Source organism: Enterococcus sp. GC34, assembly GCF_040886645.1.
GTDB classification, from domain to species: Bacteria; Bacillota; Bacilli; order Lactobacillales; family Enterococcaceae; genus Enterococcus; species Enterococcus faecalis.
Genome location: NZ_JBFOEF010000014.1, coordinates 1 through 19,174, shown reverse-complemented (window position 1 = coordinate 19,174; position 19,174 = coordinate 1). Strand labels below are relative to the sequence as shown.

Annotated in this window: 19 protein-coding genes; 2 read left to right on the top strand and 17 right to left on the bottom strand. The window is 37.3% G+C overall.

The window, feature by feature from the left end; genetic code table 11:
• Positions 1-89 precede the first annotated feature (89 nt).
• From AB3I72_RS12475 to AB3I72_RS12465, 3 genes are all read right to left on the bottom strand, one after another.
• Complete coding sequence (locus AB3I72_RS12475) at positions 90-2,756, bottom strand: YhgE/Pip domain-containing protein (RefSeq protein ID WP_080442427.1); 2,667 nt, start codon at positions 2,754-2,756, stop codon at positions 90-92.
• Positions 2,757-2,876: 120 nt separating this feature from the next.
• The gene (locus tag AB3I72_RS12470; RefSeq protein WP_002355737.1) at positions 2,877-3,107 is read right to left on the bottom strand and encodes a hypothetical protein; all 231 of its coding nucleotides are present in this window, start codon (positions 3,105-3,107) and stop codon (positions 2,877-2,879) included.
• A gap of 78 nt (positions 3,108-3,185) precedes the next feature.
• Complete coding sequence (locus AB3I72_RS12465) at positions 3,186-3,938, bottom strand: tyrosine-protein phosphatase (protein ID WP_061100775.1); 753 nt, start codon at positions 3,936-3,938, stop codon at positions 3,186-3,188.
• Between the two features lie 173 nt (positions 3,939-4,111).
• Here AB3I72_RS12465 and AB3I72_RS12460 point away from each other — a divergent pair, with 173 nt between their 5' ends.
• Entirely contained in the window at positions 4,112-5,590 is a 1,479-nt protein-coding gene (locus tag AB3I72_RS12460) for a helix-turn-helix domain-containing protein (RefSeq protein WP_261998559.1), read from the top strand.
• Between the two features lie 51 nt (positions 5,591-5,641).
• Here the strand turns inward: AB3I72_RS12460 and lepB are convergent, their stop codons facing one another.
• The 7 genes from lepB to acpS form a co-directional block, all read right to left on the bottom strand.
• The gene (gene lepB / locus AB3I72_RS12455; protein ID WP_368023968.1) at positions 5,642-6,391 is read right to left on the bottom strand and encodes a signal peptidase I; all 750 of its coding nucleotides are present in this window, start codon (positions 6,389-6,391) and stop codon (positions 5,642-5,644) included.
• Positions 6,392-6,449: 58 nt separating this feature from the next.
• Entirely contained in the window at positions 6,450-6,776 is a 327-nt protein-coding gene (locus AB3I72_RS12450) for a hypothetical protein (RefSeq protein ID WP_142961169.1), read from the bottom strand.
• On the bottom strand, positions 6,757-8,052 hold the full coding sequence (locus tag AB3I72_RS12445) for a hypothetical protein (protein WP_368023967.1): 1,296 nt from the start codon (positions 8,050-8,052) through the stop codon (positions 6,757-6,759). Before AB3I72_RS12445 ends, AB3I72_RS12450 begins: the two co-directional genes overlap by 20 nt.
• 24 nt (positions 8,053-8,076) lie before the next feature.
• Entirely contained in the window at positions 8,077-8,772 is a 696-nt protein-coding gene (locus AB3I72_RS12440; RefSeq protein WP_368023966.1) for a hypothetical protein, read from the bottom strand.
• A gap of 321 nt (positions 8,773-9,093) precedes the next feature.
• Entirely contained in the window at positions 9,094-9,471 is a 378-nt protein-coding gene (locus AB3I72_RS12435) for a type II toxin-antitoxin system PemK/MazF family toxin (RefSeq protein ID WP_002355729.1), read from the bottom strand.
• 15 nt (positions 9,472-9,486) lie between these two features.
• Positions 9,487-10,602: an alanine racemase gene (gene alr / locus AB3I72_RS12430; RefSeq protein WP_002419384.1), complete on the bottom strand. Its 1,116-nt coding sequence runs from the start codon at positions 10,600-10,602 to the stop codon at positions 9,487-9,489.
• A 29-nt stretch (positions 10,603-10,631) separates the two neighbouring features.
• A complete protein-coding gene (acpS, locus tag AB3I72_RS12425; RefSeq protein WP_002355727.1) occupies positions 10,632-10,985 on the bottom strand; it encodes a holo-ACP synthase in 354 nt (117 codons plus the stop codon).
• Between the two features lie 304 nt (positions 10,986-11,289).
• Here acpS and AB3I72_RS12420 point away from each other — a divergent pair, with 304 nt between their 5' ends.
• Entirely contained in the window at positions 11,290-11,556 is a 267-nt protein-coding gene (locus AB3I72_RS12420; RefSeq protein ID WP_010827210.1) for a hypothetical protein, read from the top strand.
• A gap of 60 nt (positions 11,557-11,616) precedes the next feature.
• Here AB3I72_RS12420 and AB3I72_RS12415 read toward each other — a convergent pair whose 3' ends face one another.
• The 7 genes from AB3I72_RS12415 to AB3I72_RS12385 form a co-directional block, all read right to left on the bottom strand.
• Positions 11,617-13,164: a DEAD/DEAH box helicase gene (locus AB3I72_RS12415; protein ID WP_002355724.1), complete on the bottom strand. Its 1,548-nt coding sequence runs from the start codon at positions 13,162-13,164 to the stop codon at positions 11,617-11,619.
• A gap of 302 nt (positions 13,165-13,466) precedes the next feature.
• The gene (murF, locus tag AB3I72_RS12410; RefSeq protein WP_305728526.1) at positions 13,467-14,840 is read right to left on the bottom strand and encodes a UDP-N-acetylmuramoyl-tripeptide--D-alanyl-D-alanine ligase; all 1,374 of its coding nucleotides are present in this window, start codon (positions 14,838-14,840) and stop codon (positions 13,467-13,469) included.
• A 78-nt stretch (positions 14,841-14,918) separates the two neighbouring features.
• On the bottom strand, positions 14,919-15,989 hold the full coding sequence (locus AB3I72_RS12405) for a D-alanine--D-alanine ligase (protein WP_002355721.1): 1,071 nt from the start codon (positions 15,987-15,989) through the stop codon (positions 14,919-14,921).
• Between the two features lie 140 nt (positions 15,990-16,129).
• Positions 16,130-16,576, bottom strand: coding sequence for a YaiI/YqxD family protein (locus tag AB3I72_RS12400; RefSeq protein WP_176944838.1), 447 nt, complete (start codon positions 16,574-16,576; stop codon positions 16,130-16,132).
• Complete coding sequence (locus AB3I72_RS12395) at positions 16,573-17,601, bottom strand: hypothetical protein (protein ID WP_016614050.1); 1,029 nt, start codon at positions 17,599-17,601, stop codon at positions 16,573-16,575. Before AB3I72_RS12395 ends, AB3I72_RS12400 begins: the two co-directional genes overlap by 4 nt.
• A 93-nt stretch (positions 17,602-17,694) precedes the next feature.
• A complete protein-coding gene (locus AB3I72_RS12390) occupies positions 17,695-18,705 on the bottom strand; it encodes a sugar kinase (protein ID WP_368023965.1) in 1,011 nt (336 codons plus the stop codon).
• A 9-nt stretch (positions 18,706-18,714) separates the two neighbouring features.
• On the bottom strand, positions 18,715-19,174 hold a 460-nt coding region (locus AB3I72_RS12385), incomplete at its 5' end, for a KDGP aldolase (RefSeq protein WP_002379154.1).

The window sequence follows — 19,174 nt, the reverse complement described above, 5'->3', positions numbered from 1 at the left end:
GCCCCCAAAACTTCTTTGTTAGGGTTACCTTGAAAATAAAGAAAAACAAAAAGCCGAAAACGCTAGAGACGTTTTCAGCTTTTTGTTTTTTAATGGAATAAATGGCTCTTTTGTGCTAAAGCCGCAAATTTTTTCGATCTGTGTTCCAGATGTGGATAAAGAATTGCGCCGCCAATACTAAAGACGACTGAAATCCCCACCATAATCCAAATGGCAAACCAAGCATTTGGCCAGTAAATGCCTCCTGCTGATTCCCTTAGCAAGTTCACGGCATGCGTAAACGGCAAGAACGGATTAATCATTTGGAAGAATTTACCTGAGACTTGAATTGGGTAGTTCCCACCCCCACCAGAGATGGATAGTACCAAGATTATTATCGCAATTCCTTTCCCTACATTGCCAAAGAGAGCAACGAGCACATAAACCATTATCATAAACGTAATGGCAATCAATACAGCAAACCAGACACTATACGCTGGATTACGAACATCTACGCCTAACGCAAAGTAATTACCTAAGGTTACAATCAGTGCTTGACCAATCCCCATGACAATGAAGGTAAACATCCGTGCTGAAAATTGTTCCCGTTTAGAGAAGCGTTTTTTATCTTTTCCTTCGAGATAAACATCCGTTGTCGCAACACTTGAGAATAACACAGCTCCAACCCATAAACACAAAGCTGTATAGAATGGCGTACTTGCCGAACCATTATTAGCAATCGGATAAACAGCATGTTCTTTGACTTCAACTGGTTGTGTAAAGAAGTCACTTTCTTTATTGGCATCTAATTTTAGTAATTTAAGAATTTCGCCTAAATCAACTTCTTTTTCACCTTTACGGATTGCATTCGCTGCTTTGTGTAATCCTGTTTTGATATTTGGCCAATCATTAATAATCAGCTCGTTGGCTTTGTCTAAGGCCGCTTCAACATCTGGCATTTTCTCATTGACTGTTTTCAAGGTATTCGTTAAATCTTTTCGGATACCTGGATAGTCATTTTGCATAAAGGCTGCCGCTTTGCTGACTTTGTCTTGAATGACTGGTAAATCGTTTTTATACAAATCAGCACCACGATTAATGCCATTGACAATGGTTTCCATATTGCCATTCAACATCGTATTCGCATCATGAATTTCTTGTTTAATTGCCGGCATTTCGGCTTGATATTTTTCTAATAAAGAAATCGCATTAGTTACCGTTTGACTTGTTGAGCTCAATAACCCTTCAAAGTCAATTTGTTGTGCTTTGTTTAGTTGACCTTGAGCGTTTTGGATGGTACTAGTTAGTTTGTTTAAAATGGTTGAAACGGTATTACTAATTTCATCTGGATGAATCTTTGCTGCAGTATCCTGTACTTGTTTCGCTTGATCTTGAATTATTGTTAAGTCATCATTTGTTACTGCGTTGACGTCAATACCATCAACTACCGTTTTCAAGTCTGAAATAATTTGATTTAGCTCATTCAATTTATCAATTGAATCTTGCAATGCAGTACTTCCAGTTGCTTCTTGTAGTTGCGTAAACAATTGAATTAATTGCAGAATATTCTCATGCTGTCTCGCTAAATTTTCAGATATTTGTTGTTTAATTTGCTCTCTTTCTTCCACTGGCAAACGTTTATCCTTCAGTTGCTCTAATCCGATATTTATACCAGAACTAATTGTTTCAATTGCCTTGACAATCGTCGCAACACTCCGCGTAATATCAGGTAACGCCTCTTGCAATTTATTGGCGCCATCTAATGTGACATTCCCTAAATCATTGGCTTGATCACCTAGTTTACGAATATCTGGTAACGCCGTTTGAACTTGTCGAATGATTTCTAATCCTTGTTTTGCTTCTTGGATTCCTTCGCTCATTGTTTGTTCCACAGAGGCAAAGTCTTCATCAATCATAGCAATTTGTCGGCCAGCGTTTTGAATTTCTGGAATTTTTTCTTGTAACGTCAAAATAACACTAGCTTGTTCTTTGATGCTTGGCATTTTGCCATTTAGCTCAACAATCTTCTCTCCTAAAGCATCAACTTCAGGTAAATATTTCATCGCATCGTTGGCTTTCGCTAATTTTTCTTTTAGCTCAGGCATCTTACCATGTAAGTCTGTGACTTGTTTTGCATACGTATCAATGGTTCCAATGTTGGCATCTGTATCTAAAATCATGCTCTTAACTTTTTGAATGCTAACCATGTTTTTATCAATATCATAGCCAATATCATTGAATGTTTTGATTAACGTACTACTTGCTGTTTTAATGAATTCTTCCGAAATTTGTGACTGAATGGAAGAAGCGCCTTTTGACGTAATTTTCGGTGCAATTGCATTAATTTTTTCATTAATTGAGTATTCAATTTTAGGTTTATTGATATCACCGGAAGTAAAACTTAGCAAATCTTTGGAAAAATCTTTAGGTAAATAAATCCCGGCAAAATATTTTCCTGATTGGACCCCTTTGTCTAATTCCTTTTTGGAATCAACAAAACGCCAGCCTAATTGCTTGTTTTTCTTCAAGTTTTTCAAGACTTCATCACCAATATTGACCGATTTATCTTGAAAAGTTGCTGTTTGGTCATCACTATAGACCGCTATTGGTAACTCTCCTGTATTTGAATACGGATCCCATAGTGCTTTAATATTAAACCATGCATATAATGATGGAATAATCATTAAGGCAACAATCAAAAATGTTGCTACTGGGTTTTTAAAAATTCTTTTCCAATCTAAAATAAATAGTTCCCATGTATTTTTTATATGTTTCATAAAATCACCTGCTTTTTTTTGTGCCTGAATAACTTTAGCATAAAATACAAGAGAATAACAAACAAAAGCTTGAATGTTACGACACATTTTTAAAATGTCGTAAGTTCAAGCTAAGATTGTTTATTTCATATTTTTAGAAAATTCCGAAACGACTTGTTTAACTTCATCAATGGCTTCTGGTTTTAAATAAGCCAAAAGTTTTGGTGCTTTTGTCATCAAGTACATTTTATCTAATTTGCCTGTTTGTTGGCGTTCAAACATTTCTGCAAGTAGCGCTTGCATTTTTTCTTTTTTATCTTCTTTTGTTCGATCTAGTATGAACGTTAAGAATTGTTCTTGTCCTTCTTTCATTCCCTATCCCTCCTTACAAACAGATTCTTTTCTATTATAAAACTTCTTTTTTAGAAAGGATAGTCCTTTTTTTAGGATCTATGATTTTGTGTACAGACTTAGCATGTCTTTTTTGGCGGATAAAGGTAAGCCGAGTCCCTCTTTTAAATAGCCCTCTACCGAACCAAATTCTTTTTCAATCGCCTGTAAAGCGGTCGCTAAGTACTCTTTTTTCACGTAAAGCATCGTTTCTAATTGTTGAATTTCTGCTGGAGATGTTCCATTTGCTTGATATTGTGCAATAATCTGCTCGTTAGCGGCTTTTCTTTGCTCATTCGTCTTTAAATAATCTTCTAAAATATATGAATGTTCCACACCTAAAGCACTTAATATCAAGGCTGCACCGATTCCTGTTCGATCTTTTCCTGCGAAACAATGAAATAAAATAGCTTCCTGTGGATAACTTAAAAAGTTTTCAAAAAATGTTTGGTAACCTTTGCGGCCCGAATTGGAAAGAACCATCTCTTTATAAGCCATGTCCATTGCTGCATCGGGTGAACCAACCGTTTTAAGCATTCCTTCTAATGAAGCGGTCTGTGCCTGAATATCGGCCAAAATATCTATATGTAAATAGTTGGTTCCTTGAATTGAATCATCTGGTCGTTCTTGCGTTTCTGCTGCACTTCTAAAATCATAAATCCGTTTAATTTGATAATTCTCTACTAGCATCTGTTGATCCTCTTGTGCAACATTAACGAGTTCCCCACTCCGAAAAAAATGCCCTGTCTTGACGGATGTGCCTTGTTTCGTTGGAAATCCTCCGATATCTCTAAAATTCACTACGCTGTTCATATTCTGTCGCTCCTTCATTTTAATTATTTTGTTGTCATTTAAATGCTTTGTTTTTTTCTTTTATTCCTTTTTTTAAATGATAATAAAAAACACTTCAAAAAGCAATCTTTTTATCAGTTGTTTATTGCCATTTTATCATAGATGCAGTATTCTTAAAAGAGAGGTGAGCAACGATGTTAAAAAGAGATTTTCTAGAGAAACCTTATGATTATATGAATGATATTTTATTATTCCTATATAATAATAAAGGTCAAGCAACACGAAATGAATTAATAGATTTTTTCAATATTAGTTTACCAACATTGAATGAATACCTTTCTTTTTTAGAGCAATTTTTGAAAGAAGAGCAACTTCAAGAAAGCCTCACCGTGACTGCATTAGGTGATACCCTTTATCTAAACAAAGCACCAACCTTTTCCATGAAATCAATGATCATGTTGTTCTTGGATAAATCTATTAAGTTTCACATGGTCCAGCAGCTCTTCCATAAGAATGAAATAAATGGCGGATATTTTCAACAGAATTATGCCATTAGCTCTGCTACGTATTATCGAAAAATTGTTGAATTAAATGATTTACTCAATGAGTTTAATTTACGTATCAAACGAGGAAAACTTGTTGGCGAAGAAAAACAAATTCGCTTTTTCTTTTTTAATTTTTTCTGGTTTATCTTTGAAGAAAAAACAGATTTGGAAAAAGAGCTGGCCAATCAATACCTAGGATTAATTGAGATATTACAAGAAATTCCCAGAATTACCTTTGATCATACAGAAATTCTCCAAATTAAACTTTGGATGAAAATTTCTTTTCGTCGCATGGTTTTAGAACCCCTGCCAACGATTAGTCCACAGGATGCCCAACTCGATCGACCTTTATTTGAAGAAATTAATTTATCTATACATACATATATGAAAAGAATCGACCGTCCATATACAAGCAACGAAGCCTATATGTTTTATGACTTTTTTTGTTCCATGCATAATTATTCTGCGAATGCTGCTTTCGCCTTTCGTTTAGCAAAACAACAACGAATCGAAAAAACGTATCTTAACGAAATGAACCGAGTTATTTTAACGTATCTTAAAGCACATGGTTATCTATCTCATTACGTACTGCCTATTCGATTACTTTATATTGAAAATTTACTTTTTCAATTACATGCGCAACTCTACTATTTTTCTGGATTTATTTTACCCTTTGATTATTGGACAATTCAGTCACTTTTGAAAGTCTTACGTCATCCTTTTAGTGAAAGTGAAGTTTACGAATTAGTGGAAATCGCTACAACGAACTTTGCCACAGAAGCCACTATTTCTAAGTACCAAAATCAATTTACTGAAATTAATTATACGCTTATTTTGAATCACATTGCTGAATTAAATGAAAAAAAAATAACCATTGGCGTTTATCACTCACTGAGCAGTGCTTATAGCGAGTTGGTAGCACAAAAAATACAACAGAGTATCGCTGGAAAATATCCGCTGAAAATTGAGCCTTACAACGCAGAAAACCATTATGATTTGCTTTTAATGAATACCAATAATGAACCGCTCGTTGCCCAGTATGACCATTACTATATTTTTTCGGATATTAGTAATCGTTATGACCTGCAATCAATTGAAAAAATCATTCAATTGTTATTGGGCAAATAATTTCCAAAAAAAGCTTAAGTACCCTACTCTTAGATGGCTGACTTAAGCTTTTTATTTTACTTTCCCTATTTCCTTAAACGGCGCCATTTTAAATACCACGATTCCTTCAATCGCTTGTATCTCGACAAAGCCGAACGTACGACTATCACTTGAATGCGTACGATTGTCCCCTAAGACAAAGTAATGACCGGCTGGAATCTTCTGAAACAGGCGAAGTTGGGCAGCCGCTTCTTCTGATAAGTCAAAACGACTGGCATTCTCAGGCAGTGCCTCATTATCGCTTGCTATAGGTTCTTCTGAAAGATAAACTTTCCCCTCGTTTACCCAAATTCGATCACCAGGAACCCCGATAATTCGCTTGACGTACGTACCTTTGCTAGCTAGCGGTGCTTTAAATGCAATCACATCGTACCTTGTTACTTGCTTCGTCCGTTGTACTAAGACTCGTTCCCCTGCGTTAAGTGTCGGCTTCATGGATTGCCCAGCAATTGGGTAGCTAGATGTCTTTAAAACAAAAAAGAACACAAAAATGGCGAAAAGAATAGCTGGCATAAAAAATCTAACGACTTGGATGCGCTGTTTCTTTTGGTAGGCTTGCCGCTTTTTTTTAATCTCTTCAGCGGTCATTTTTCTTTGCGGTCCTCTTATTGATTGATGGTTATCTGTTTGCTCAAGCAAATATTCCGTTGCTTTGTTAGTCTTTTGCTTTTTTAGCTGATATGTCGCAGGCAACTTTTGCTTCAAGAAGGCGCGCTTAATGTGGCGAATTGTTCGCATAACTGGCTTTATCCATTCTTCCATCGTTTTCTTAAAAGGAAAAGCTCCTTAAATAAACTTTTCCTTTCTTTACTCCTTTTTTCTATTTGACTAATTGCGTTCCTTTTTTTATATAACTACTACGTAACTGGTTCTCCTTCATAAACTGATTCAGTGGTTTCTGCGCATCTTGTGCCAGCTCCCAGATACTTTGATTTGCTTCTACAAGATATTCGCTCTTCTCTGTTACTATGTTTTTCCTGATAAGCGGTTGCCTTAGCGACTGCTCTTCCTTTGAGATAGCAGCAGCCTGTAATCGTTCTGCAGAGCCACTTAGTGTAACAGCTAAAAAAAGGACTCCAAGACAATGTAGTTTCCTTGCTCCCATTAACTTTTTACTGACCATTTTATTAATAATTATCTTGTTCAAGACGTGTCAGTTTAGTTAAGCGTTCCTCTAATTCTCGATAAATCTCAAGCACTTCTACTTTTGACGCTTCGACTTCATTCGAAATACTTTTCGCTCGGTTACCAATATTTAACATTTCTAATTCTGCAGAATTAATTAGGTGTTTTGCTTCTACTTTTGCTTCATTAACAATCCGATTGGCTTCTTTTTTGGCAGAAACCATCACTTCGCCAATTTCTTGTTGCGATTTTAAAGCCTCTTCTTGTAATTGCTGATTTTTCATTAATAAATCGTTAATTTGCTGTTTTGCACGTAGCAGTTCTGTTAACTGCTCACTACTCGGTTCAATATTTTTTGAAACGGCTTGTAGTGTCTTCAATTCTTTTTGAACTTGTTCTAAACTGTCTTCTTTGGACTCTACTTCTTTTCTTAGAGCAGCTAATTCCCCTTCGTAAACTTGCTTTTCAGCAAGATGTTTGTCATTGACACCTTGCAGTCGCCCTAATTTTACTTCCGCTTCATTTTTTTGCTGTAAACTATTTTGAAGCTCATTCTTTAACTCCTCCATGCGTTGTTTCACAATCACTTCTTGTTGGGCAGCCTCTTGTAAGGTTTGTTTTTCGGCTTCTACTTTTTGTAATTGTACAGTTAGTTTTTCAATTTGTTCCTGCAATGCTTGTTGAGTCGTTGTGCTTTCTTCTAATTCTGTCGTTAACGTTTCTACTTGCTTTTCCATTCCTGTAATATCCCCTTTTTTCTCCAACTTTCCTTTTTCTTCTGCTAACTGGTTGTGTAATGTCTGGATATGTTGTTGCTGTTCAGCCGATTCTTTTTCTAATTCTGCCACTTGCTGCGTTAATTCACTTTCTAAACGTTCCATTTGATTATGTACAGTGGTTAATTGTTTTTCTGCGTTTTGCAGATTTGTTTGAAGAGTAGTAGCCTCTGTCGTGGTTTCACTGTTTGTTTCCAGTTGCTCTTCCAATTCAAAAATTTCATGTTCTTTTTGATTTAGTGTTTCAAGTAATGCCTGATTTTTTTCTTCTAATGCTTGTTTTTCCGTTTCTTGTTGGTTCTTTAATTGCTCATTTTCTTCTTGAAGTTTTTTAAAGGCTGTTTCTTTTTTCTGATAGTAGGCGAGCCTTTCTCTTAACGTCGCCATTTCTTTTTCCTGTTGTTCTGGTTTGATTCCGCTAATTATTTTTTCTGGTTCGAATCCTGGCTGAAAAAAGACTTCTTTTTCAAGCGTATCATCCGAAATATCTTTAATTTTTTTGATTAAACGTCTTTTTGTCATTTATATGTCCTTTCTCTCGTCCTTTTAACTAATCACGACAGGCTCCAAATTTGTTTCAAGTGTCTCACGAGCATACGTATCAATGGATTTGACAAGGGTTTGCTCTTGATCTCGATAAGTAAAATTAAAATCAATCATGGTAATTTCTTTGACTGAATTCAATTCTGAAATAAGTGCTAAAATATTGTCTTGGGCTGTTTGAAATTCAGGGTAACTTAAGCCAACTGAAAAAACAGACAGTGTCAAGGTTTGTGTTTTTTCACTTCTAATTATTGTGATACTCGTCTCTCCGAGGTAAGGACGCCATTCACGCGCTAATTGTAATTCATAATTCGTCAAGACAGCGGCCGATTCTGCCGAAACAGCTTGCTTCCAGGGAAACTGATTTAAGGCTGTTTTTTTAATCGCTTGTTTTTTTATTTTGTCACCTTGAGTAGCTTGGCCCTGTGCCAAACGCTCGATCCGCTGTTCCATGCGGATATTTCGTTGATTTAATTGATAATATGTATAAACAATTCCTAACAATAATACGCTAAGTAGACAAACACTAAACAATAAATAAATCATTAAACGACTATTTTTCTGATACTTATAGAAATTTATTTTCCTCTTTAATGTCCGGTCCTCTGAATCCAGTTTTTCGACAAGTAATCGCAAATACAATTGATAGCTTACAAATAAAAATAAGCAACTACTCATTAAAAGTACAACAATCATCATACAAATATAATCTCCTTTATGTCATCACTCGACAATCAAAACTTGTAAAATCACCAGTTACGCTCTTTAAAAACTCTATATAGTATTGATTGTAACATTCCGTTTGAGCCTTGCCAACAACTTTATTTAAAACAAGATGATAAAAATTCGAATTTTATATTTATATTTTAATTTTTTAAATACAAAACAAAAAAACAAGAGAGATGCCACTTGGCTATCCCTCTCGCTTTTACTCAAACTATGTTTAGCAAACCAAATTCAATCAGTTGCTTTTTCAAAAATCCAATTCGTCTTTGTTGATTTCATAGTAGCTATCGTTCTTTATGTAGCTGAATTTGCTTTTGCTGGGGCTGAATCGCTACTAAGTCCAACACTGATGCCTAAGGCACGATCAACTTCTTCCATAATATCAAGTCTCAAATGACAAACTTTTTCTTTCAAGCGGCCCTTATCGATTGTTCGAATCTGCTCTAAAAGAATCACTGAATCTTTTTCAATGCCTGTTTCATCAGAATTAATCCCGATATGTGTTGGCAATTTTGGCTTTGCCATTTTGGCTGTGATCGCCGCAACGATAATCGTTGGGCTAAAATGATTACCTAAGTTATTTTGGACAACAAGGACAGGTCTGACGCCACCTTGTTCCGAGCCCACTACTGGGGAAAGGTCTGCAAAATAAATATCTCCGCGTTTGACCATAGTGGAACCTCCTATCTAGTTATATTCTCTGGGGATTCTTTGTGAGAAAGTACATGCAACTTCATAATGAATGGTTTCTAATTTTTCGGCTACCATTTGTAACGTATTTTCTTCATTGCCATCTTTTCCAACTAATGTAACGACTGAGCCGACAGGAACTTCTTCTGCTAAACGAATCATACATTGATCCATACACACTCGTCCAACGATTTCGCAACGCTTGCCATTCACGAGCACTGTAAATCCTTGGAGATGACGCAACCAGCCATCTGCATAACCGATTGGCACTGTCCCAATCCACTCTTCGGATTCAGTCACGTAGGTTTCGCCATAGCCAATTCCTTCGCCAGCCGCTAAGCGTTTTACATGGATGAGTTCACTGGTCAACCGCAAGGCCGGCTTTAACGCATAGCTTGGGGCCAGCTTATTACCTGAAGGGTTCAACCCATACATGGCTACACCATAGCGAATCATGTTTCCTGGCACATCAGGATGCCATAACGCTGTCGCACTATTGCTAACATGGACATACTGAGGTAACTCTTCTAAAACTGCTAGAACAGCCTTAAAACGCCCTGCTTGTTTTTCAAAATAGCTTGTATCGATTTCATCAGCTGTTGAAAAATGAGTGAAAATCCCTTCCCATAAAAATTCTTTGTGGGATTGAACAAACCGCACTGCTTGCTTAGTCTCTTCTGGGGTTAAAAAGCCAATCCGTCCCATGCCAGTATCGACTTTTAAGTGAACACGTAATGGCGTGTTACTCTCAGGCGTTAGTTGTTGAAGAGCAGCTTCTAACCATTCTTGTGTAGCTACCGTTACAGATAAATCATATTGAATCAACAAAGGCACATAAGCTAAGTCTACCACACTCAAAATTAAAATGGGGTCCTGAACACCTGCTTCTCTCAATTCAATTGCTTCATCCAATAAGGCGACACAAAAACCTGTCGCGCCACCTTTTTTCGCCGCTTTGGCGGATTCTACGGCGCCATGCCCATAGCCGTTCGCTTTCACAACCGCAAATAAAGCAGTTCCTTCTGGCAAACGTTGACATTCATTTTGGACATTTTCAGTAATTGCTTGCGTATCGATATGTAACCGTGTAGGACGATGCCATCCAACGACCATTGTACATCCTTCTTTCTTCGTTGCTTCTGTTATTCGCTTTCTAAAACAATTTGTGCAATCGCCATAGTATCTGTGTGCGTAATCGAGACAAACACTTTACCATTATGGGGCGAATTTGCTACGTACGGTGCACCTGTCTTTTCAGTCAGCACCTCAATATCTTGTAAACCAACTTTACCAATCCCTGTGCCCCATGCTTTAGAAAACGCTTCTTTACAAGCAAAACGACCAGCTAAAAATTCTATTTGACGTTTTGTAGATAACTTTTCAAAAAGGGTCAATTCGTTAGGTGTTAAAACCCGTTGAATAAACGATCCTTGTTTTTCAACAATCGGTTTTATCCGACTTAATTCTACTGCGTCAATACCAATTCCCTTTATCATTTTCCGCCTTACTTCCTATTTAATATAGTTACTCCGAATTACCTTTCATTTTAACAAAATTTCAAAATTTTTCCACTGATTCGCTAAAAAAATAAAGAATGTTTTACAAGATCCTCACACAAATTGAAGTACCATACGTTTTCTTCCTATTTACATTTTTATAAAATTTTTCTGAATTTTTATAAAAGTAAGACAACAACTAAGAAGTATCGGAAAAAAATCAGGAAACTAAGCGGATGTTCTAATATTTTATAGCAAATTTTGGCTACTTATGGGAGAATAAAAAGAAAAAGGAGAAAAACGTATGACTTTAACTTCTCGGCAAAAAAAGTTACTTCGTTGCGCCCTATTTATTTTTACTTTGTTACTCTACATATTTCCAATCTTCTTTAAAAATCCCAGCCTATTTTTTCTCTTGCAACTGGTTTGGATTCTAACCATTCATTTGCTACAACAAAAACTGAAACTCTTCAATCTAACTTCCCCGTTGAAAACTTGGATGATTTTGGCGTTTTTCTTTTTCTATATCATTTTGATGCCTTTTTTACTTTTTTTAAGTTTTTCTATTTAACGATTATCTACCAAAAAAGAGCGAGTGTTCCGTTCATAGACGGAACACTCGCTCTTTTGATTATTTAGCGTTTTCGCGAATGACGAAACCACGTTTTTTATCGTTATGACGTTTGCCGCCACGTTGATCTTTATTTTTGCGGTCGCTATTTTTGTAATTACGGTCGCCATCTTTATGGTTTTTGTTGCCACGATAGCTGCCACCTTTACCATTGCCACCACGGTTGCGATTACGGTTGTTCCCACCGCCACCACCACGGCCATTTTTGTTAAAGCCTTTTTTATTTGAAGGCAATGGTCGTTCTGGGGTAATTTTTACAGGAACCGCATCTGCTGGATCTTTCGCTACTGTTTTTAATAATAACGCAGCTAAGTCTGTCGCTGAATATTTTTCTAATAATGCTTCAGCAGATTCTAGATATTTGTCTAAACCATTTTCTTCTAGATCACTTTCGATGGTTTCAACAGCTGCACTTAATTGTCCTTTAAATGCTTCTTTTTCGGTTGGTGGACGTAATGGTGTCATCCGTTTTTTCGTTAGGTTTTCGATGACATGTAAGTAACCCATTTCGTTTGGTGTTACAAACGTCACAGACATACCACCTTTACCAGCACGACCTGTCCGACCAATACGGTGAACATAACTTTCTGGATCTTGTGGAATATCGTAGTTATAGACATGGGTGACACCTGAAATATCTAACCCACGTGCTGCTACATCTGTTGCCACTAAGATATCTAAGTTACCATTTTTGAATGAACGTAAAACGCTCATCCGTTTTTGTTGTGATAGGTCGCCATGGATGCCTTCTGCTTTGTAACCACGCGCTTCTAACCCGCGGGCAAGTTCATCAACACGGCGTTTTGTCCGACCAAAGACAATGGTCAATTCTGGGGTTTGCACGTCTAGTAAACGTGTCATAATGTCAAATTTTTCAAAGTCTTTTGAACGTACATAATATTGATCAATTAAATCAGCCGTCATTTCTTTGGCTTTAATCTTCACATGTTCTGGTTGTTTCATGAATTTCACGCCAATATTCTTGATTGCTGGCGGCATAGTTGCTGAAAATAGAAGTGTTTGACGTTGTTCTGGCACTTGTGAGATGATTTTTTCAATGTCTTCCAAGAAGCCCATGTTTAACATTTCATCTGCTTCGTCTAAAACTAATGTTTCAACAGTTTCTAATTTCAAGGTACGACGATTAATATGGTCTAGTAAACGTCCTGGTGTACCTACAACGATATGTGGACGATCTTTTAGTCCACGGATTTGGCGACCGATATCAGCCCCACCGTAAACGGCTTGGACGCGAATCTTTTTATCGCGGCCTAAACGGAATAACTCTTCTTGTGTTTGGATAGCCAACTCACGGGTTGGTGCAATGACTAATCCTTGAATAACGCGGTTGTCTGCGTCAATTTTGTTAAGCATTGGTAAGCCAAAAGCAGCGGTTTTCCCTGTTCCTGTTTGTGCTTGTCCGATTACGTCTTTTCCTGCTAACGCTAACGGAATTGTTTCTGATTGAATAGGGGTTGCTTCCTCGAAGCCTGCGCGTTCTACCGCTGATAATAATTCTGGCGCTAAACCAAGTTCTTTAAATTTCAAATGATATCCTCCTAGATTTTGTTTCGGAAAGAACGATTTCTTCCTAGTTTCAGGTGTCTTCACTTTCAGTTGTTAAAAAGAAATCCATTATAGTGTGCCAACTATTTCTTCTTTCCTGATTTCACCGAAAAATTCACCTTATGGCATTAGAAAAGCCAAACGTGGTCGTTCAGCTTCACATTTATTATTAAACATAGAAATAGATCTATTTTATTTACTACGATTCAATTTTTCTCGTCATCTTCCGGCAATAGGTCATTCTATCATAGAATCCTATTTTCAGCAAGTTTTATGAAACTTATTTACTTTTCCAAAAGTGCATCGATGACTTCACGAAGTCCCATCCCGTTACTTCCCTTTAAAACCACCATGTCTTCTGGCTGTAAGACTTTTTTGACAGCTTCAATCAACTCATTTTTTTCTTCTTTTTTAAAAGAATGAATGTTAGCTGGTGCATAGGTTTCTTGCAATTTATCAGCTAAATAAGCCATTTCAGAACCATATAAAAAGACTTCTTCAATCGCATCTGGGGCTAAATGCTGCGCCATTGCTTGATGCATGGCAGCAGAATCAGGACCTAATTCCAGCATGTCTCCTAAAACAGCAATTCGTTTTCCTACTTTGGACATTTTGCTAAAACTGTCCAGAACAAGACCCATAGCTGTCGGATTGGCATTGTACACATCACTTAAAATTTCGGCCCCATTCGCTGCTTTCAGCCATTCTGTCCGATTCTTTGTTAGTTCCGCTGTAGCCAACCCTTTTTGAATCTCACTATCCGTTAATTCGAAATACCGACCAATGCCAATTGCGATTAATGCATTGGTGACATTATAGGTTCCTGGCACTGGAATCGTAAACGTCATTTGTGTATCACTGATTTTGAATGAGGTTTGCTCTTTGGCTTCATTTGTGACGATTCCTTGAAGTTGACTTTCCTGGCTAAAACCAAAAGTAATCACTTGTTGCGTGACTTTTTCCACCAATGGTTCTAGCAAAGGTTCATCGCTTGGCACAAATAAACTACCGTCTTTGGCTAAACCATCTACGATTTCCATTTTTGCTTGTGCAATGCCTGCTCGTGAGCCTAAATTTTCCACATGAGCTTCGCCAATCATTGTGATGGCGGCAACTTCTGGCTGAGCCAGATTGGAAAGGAAAGAAATTTCCTGAGCGTGATCCATACCCATTTCTAAAATCAGTTTTTCTGTTTCATCAGGCATGTGTAAAATAGTATAGGGTAAGCCAATTTGATTATTGTAATTGCCTTGCGTTTTGTAAGTCACAAACTTTTCAGATAACACAGCAGCAATCAAATCTTTAGTGGTGGTTTTTCCATTACTGCCAGTCACAGCGATGACATTCGGTTGCATTTTATTTAAATAATAGGTAGCTAATTTTTGCATAGCAACCAGTGGATCAGTAACATGCAAAACAGGCAATTGTTGCGGTGCATCGACTAAATCCTGTCCCCAAAAAGCGGCCTGACAGCCATTAGCCATGGCACTCTCAATAAAACGATGACCATCATTTTCACCTTGTAAAGGAACAAAGAGGTTTCCTTTCACAATTTTACGACTATCAAATTCAATGCCTGTTAAAGGAAAATCAGGCCATTGTTGCCAATTATTACTGGCTTCAACCGCTTGCGCTACTTCCCAGAAGGTTAATTTCATTATGTTTTGCTCCTCTGACACAGGGACTGGGACATGCCAAAGTCTTGTCATGTCCCAGTCTTGTGTGATTTTTTCTTCTTAGTTATTATAAAATTCTTGGCGTTGTTTAAAACGATTCAAAGCTAACTGAATCAATTCCTCAATTAAATCACTGTATTTCAAGCCCATATTTTCCCATAGTAAAGGGTACATACTAAAGTCAGTAAAACCAGGCATGGTGTTCAATTCATTCAGGAATAATTCGTTTTTGCTTGTTAAGAAGAAATCACAGCGACTTAAGCCACTTCCATCTAACATAATATACGCTTTTTTAGCGTATTCTTGCGCTTGATGAGCTACTTCTTCTGGAACATGTGCTGGGATTTGCATTTCAATCGTGTTATTGATGTATTTTGCATCATAATCATAGAAAGCGACATCTTTCACCACTTCACCAGGTAAAGTCGTACGGACATCTTCATTTCCTAAAATGGCTACTTCAATTTCACGTGCTTCAATCCCTTGTTCAACAATTGCTCGGGCATCATAACGGAAAGCTTCTTCCAATGCTTCTTGCAATTCTTCACGATTTTCCGCTTTGCTAATTCCGACACTAGAACCCATATTGGCAGGTTTAACAAAGACCGGATAGATTAAAGAACCTTCACATTTTTCAAAGACTTCTTTTGGATTTCCTTTCCAGTCACTTCTTAAAACTGGCACGAATGGTACTTGTGGAATGCCAACAGTTTGTAAAAGATATTTCGTCATGATTTTGTCCATTGCATTAGCACTAGCTAAGACACCTGCGCCCACATAAGGCATATTAATGGTTTCCATGAATCCTTGAATTGTTCCATCTTCACCATTTGGCCCATGTAAAACAGGGAAAACAATCGCTTCTTCTTCATAAATTTCCGAAGGACTGATTCGTTTTCCTGAAAATTCGCCTGTTTCTTCAGGTGTTTGTGCCCAAGTTAAATGTAAAACTTCTTTATTTTGTGGTCGTTCAGATAAGAGAGGGCCTTTTACCCATTGACCATCTTTACTAATAAAGACTAACTGTACTTGATAATATTTATAATAGATTGCATTTAAAACGGAATATGCAGACAAAACAGACACATCGTGCTCTTCACTTCTGCCGCCATACAACAAAATAATCTTCAAATGCTTGTCCTCCTAGTTTCTTTCCTGTCTTTTAGAAAAAATTATTTTTCAAATTATCCTTACTTATTTTAGCATAAAACCCAGTTTCATAATAGAAGCAAATTTAGTGAAGGAAAAATTCTTTGCTTGCCTTTTCCTTGCTAAAGACTCCGTTCCACCAGCTCAATAAGGGCTTGTTTAAACGTTGTTCTATCTTTGTCTGTAAAAGGTTTAGGTCCTTTCGTTCGGCCACCTTTTCGCCGAATTTGGCCACTAAAATAGCGTTGTTCTAACAATCCATCAATATTTTCTTTCGTATATTGATAACCTAGTTGATGTAAAACTGACACTCCTTTTGGCAAAACCAAGGAAGCTAAGCCATAATCTTGTGTAATTAAAAGATCCCCTTTTTTTATTAACTGCACAATTTTAAAATCAGCAGCATCCGCTCCTTTATCAACATACACAAAAGAGACATTTTCTGGATAATCTTTTAAGGAATAATGATCTACACTAGTAACAATCACCACATCCAAAGCTTTCTCTACAGCGATTTCAATAACCGTCTCTTTCACAGGTGAACCATCGCCATCGACAAAAATTTTCATTCATTTCCCTCGCTTCTTCCTTGCTCTAACCATTTGGGATGACGTTGAAAGTAGTGTTGTAATTCGTCAAAAACGACTTCTTTAACCACTTCATATAACTCTGTATTTCTTAAAATGGTTTTCGTTGCATCCGTGTAGCGGGGCTTTGGTATCGTAATGGCTAAAACAAAATCAAATTCTGCTAAAAAACTATCTGCTGTCACAGATAATGAATAATGTTGCTCCTCTAAAAATTGATTGAAGGCGGCCACTACGCCATCAAGAAAGCCCTCATAGTGGGTTCCACCAAGACTGGGATAATGCCCATTAACAAATGTTTTTTGCACTTGCGGCGCATGATTTTTACTCAAAATAAATTGAACAAGGGCCAATTCTGTTTGCTTGGCTTGAATAATCGGTGCGGCTTTTCTAGTTAATGGGTTATCTTTTTCAAATAAATAATTACTTAAACCTTTAGGGTAATAACAAATATTTTTTTGTTCCTCTTCTTGTGTTAAGAGAATCTTTAAGCCTGGATTCAACATGGCAATCTGTTGACATTGTTGTAAAACACGCATATAAGAAAGTGATTCTGTACCAAAAATTTGCGTATCTGGCCAAAACAAGACTTCAATTCGTTCCTGGGTTTCTTCAATAGGTAATAATAATCGTTTTTTCAATTGCCCTCGATGGTAAATAAAAATAGTCCGCTGTTTTTCTTGATCGATACTGATTCCTACTTGTTTTGAGAAGGCTTGTAAAACAGATAAATACAGAAAAGGTGGTTCTAAATCGACTTGCTTTTGTTCAAAAACAAGCGGTCGTGTGGAAGATACCTGAAAAGAGATTTGTTGACGTGATAACTGTATAGCAATTTTCCCTTGATTCTTTTCAATGAAAAACTCTAATAAACCGTTAATTGTCTGAACAAGTAAATTCTCTAAGCCGACTAAGCCAGTCGTTCCAATGAACGCTTCTGGTCGTTTTTGAATCCGTTCAATAAATTCATCATTTTCTAAAACTGTTAAAAGATGTGCAACACTCATCCTGCTGCCTCCTTTGCAATCTGTTTCTTTTAATTATAATGAAAAAAAGACCAGAAGAAAAGCCACACACGACTTTTCTTCTGGTTTTCTTCTTTAACGAATTAAATCAAGATTCGGATGCTCAAGAACGTGATTCACTTGTTTGACCGTTGTCAAAGGAATATCTCCTTGAATCGTATGTGCAAGGACCCCATTGACTGTGGCAAAGGTAACTGCCTTTTCTAACGACCAATTTTGGCTATAGCCATATAAAATCCCCGCCGCATAAGCATCACCAGCACCAATTCGATCAAGATTTAGAAGCGGTCTTTTTTCACTCTGTTGGTACTCATTTTGGGTATATAAATACCCACTTAAGTAGTTTTGATTTTGGGAATGACTTCTCGTTGTCCCAGCAAACCATTCCAAATTGTATTGAGACATGAAACGCTGAATCAGTTCAGTTTCTTGTGCCTCACCTTCTAAATCTTCTCGCGGAATGAAACCTAATAGCTCGACCAAATCACGACGACTGCCAAAAACAATATCACAATAAGGTAAAATGCGTTCGTACTGTTGACGCATAAAGAGTGCGCTATTTGCTGTATTCAAACTAGGGCGATAATTAAAGTCAAAACAAACTTTCTTTTGACAGGCATGCGCCTTTTGAGCAAGTATCAAAGCAGCATCACGAGTTTTTTCAGTTAAACTTAACGAAATACCACAAATATGCACCATATCTACTTCCGCTAAAAAGGCCTCAAAATCGTAGTCCTTCGCCTCGCTGATGCCAAAAGCACTCTGATGGCGATTTTGATAAGTTACTTGTGTGGGTCGGATTCCATAACCCATTTCTGCAAAAAAACTACCAATATGATCGCCCTTTTCTCCTATCCATTGATCTGAAATTCCTAACTTCCTTAGCGCTGCTTTGCCAGCTTCACCAAGACGATTGGCAGGTAATTTCGTAATCAATGCTGTTTCTAGTTGAAAATGAGCCAAATTTGCTAAGAGATTTACGCCAGTCCCTACAAAGTTCATTCTTAACTGCTCTGTTTGTTCTAACATTAGATACTCTGGCGGAGTGAAACGAAGCATGACTTCACCAAACGCAGCAATTTTCATCTTTGCCACCTACTTATTCAATGTGTTTTTCATCATGGTTAGTAACGTTTTCACGTCTTCTGTTCTAGTGTCCCCTGTTTCTTGATCGATAATTGAGCTGTAAACATGAGGAATGATTTTTTTAACGCCAGCATCCACCGCAATTTGAACAATTTCTTCAAAGTTTTCTAAATCAATGCCCCCTGTTGGTTCTAAATAAAAGTCATACTTGGCACAAGCTGCTGCTACTGCTTGGTATTCTTCTTTGTGAGCCAAGCCTTTCATTGGGAAATATTTAATAGAACTGCCTCCCATGTCTTTCAACAATTTGATGGCAGTTTCGATAGGTACTTCTGCCGCTGGCGCACCCGAGCTTAACGGACCTGTCGCAATGTTAACATAGCCAACTTTGCCTGTGGGTGAAACCAAGCCATTAATCACTGTTTCGTCTTGACGAAGTAAGGCCCGCGAAGCGCCGACACCTGTGAAA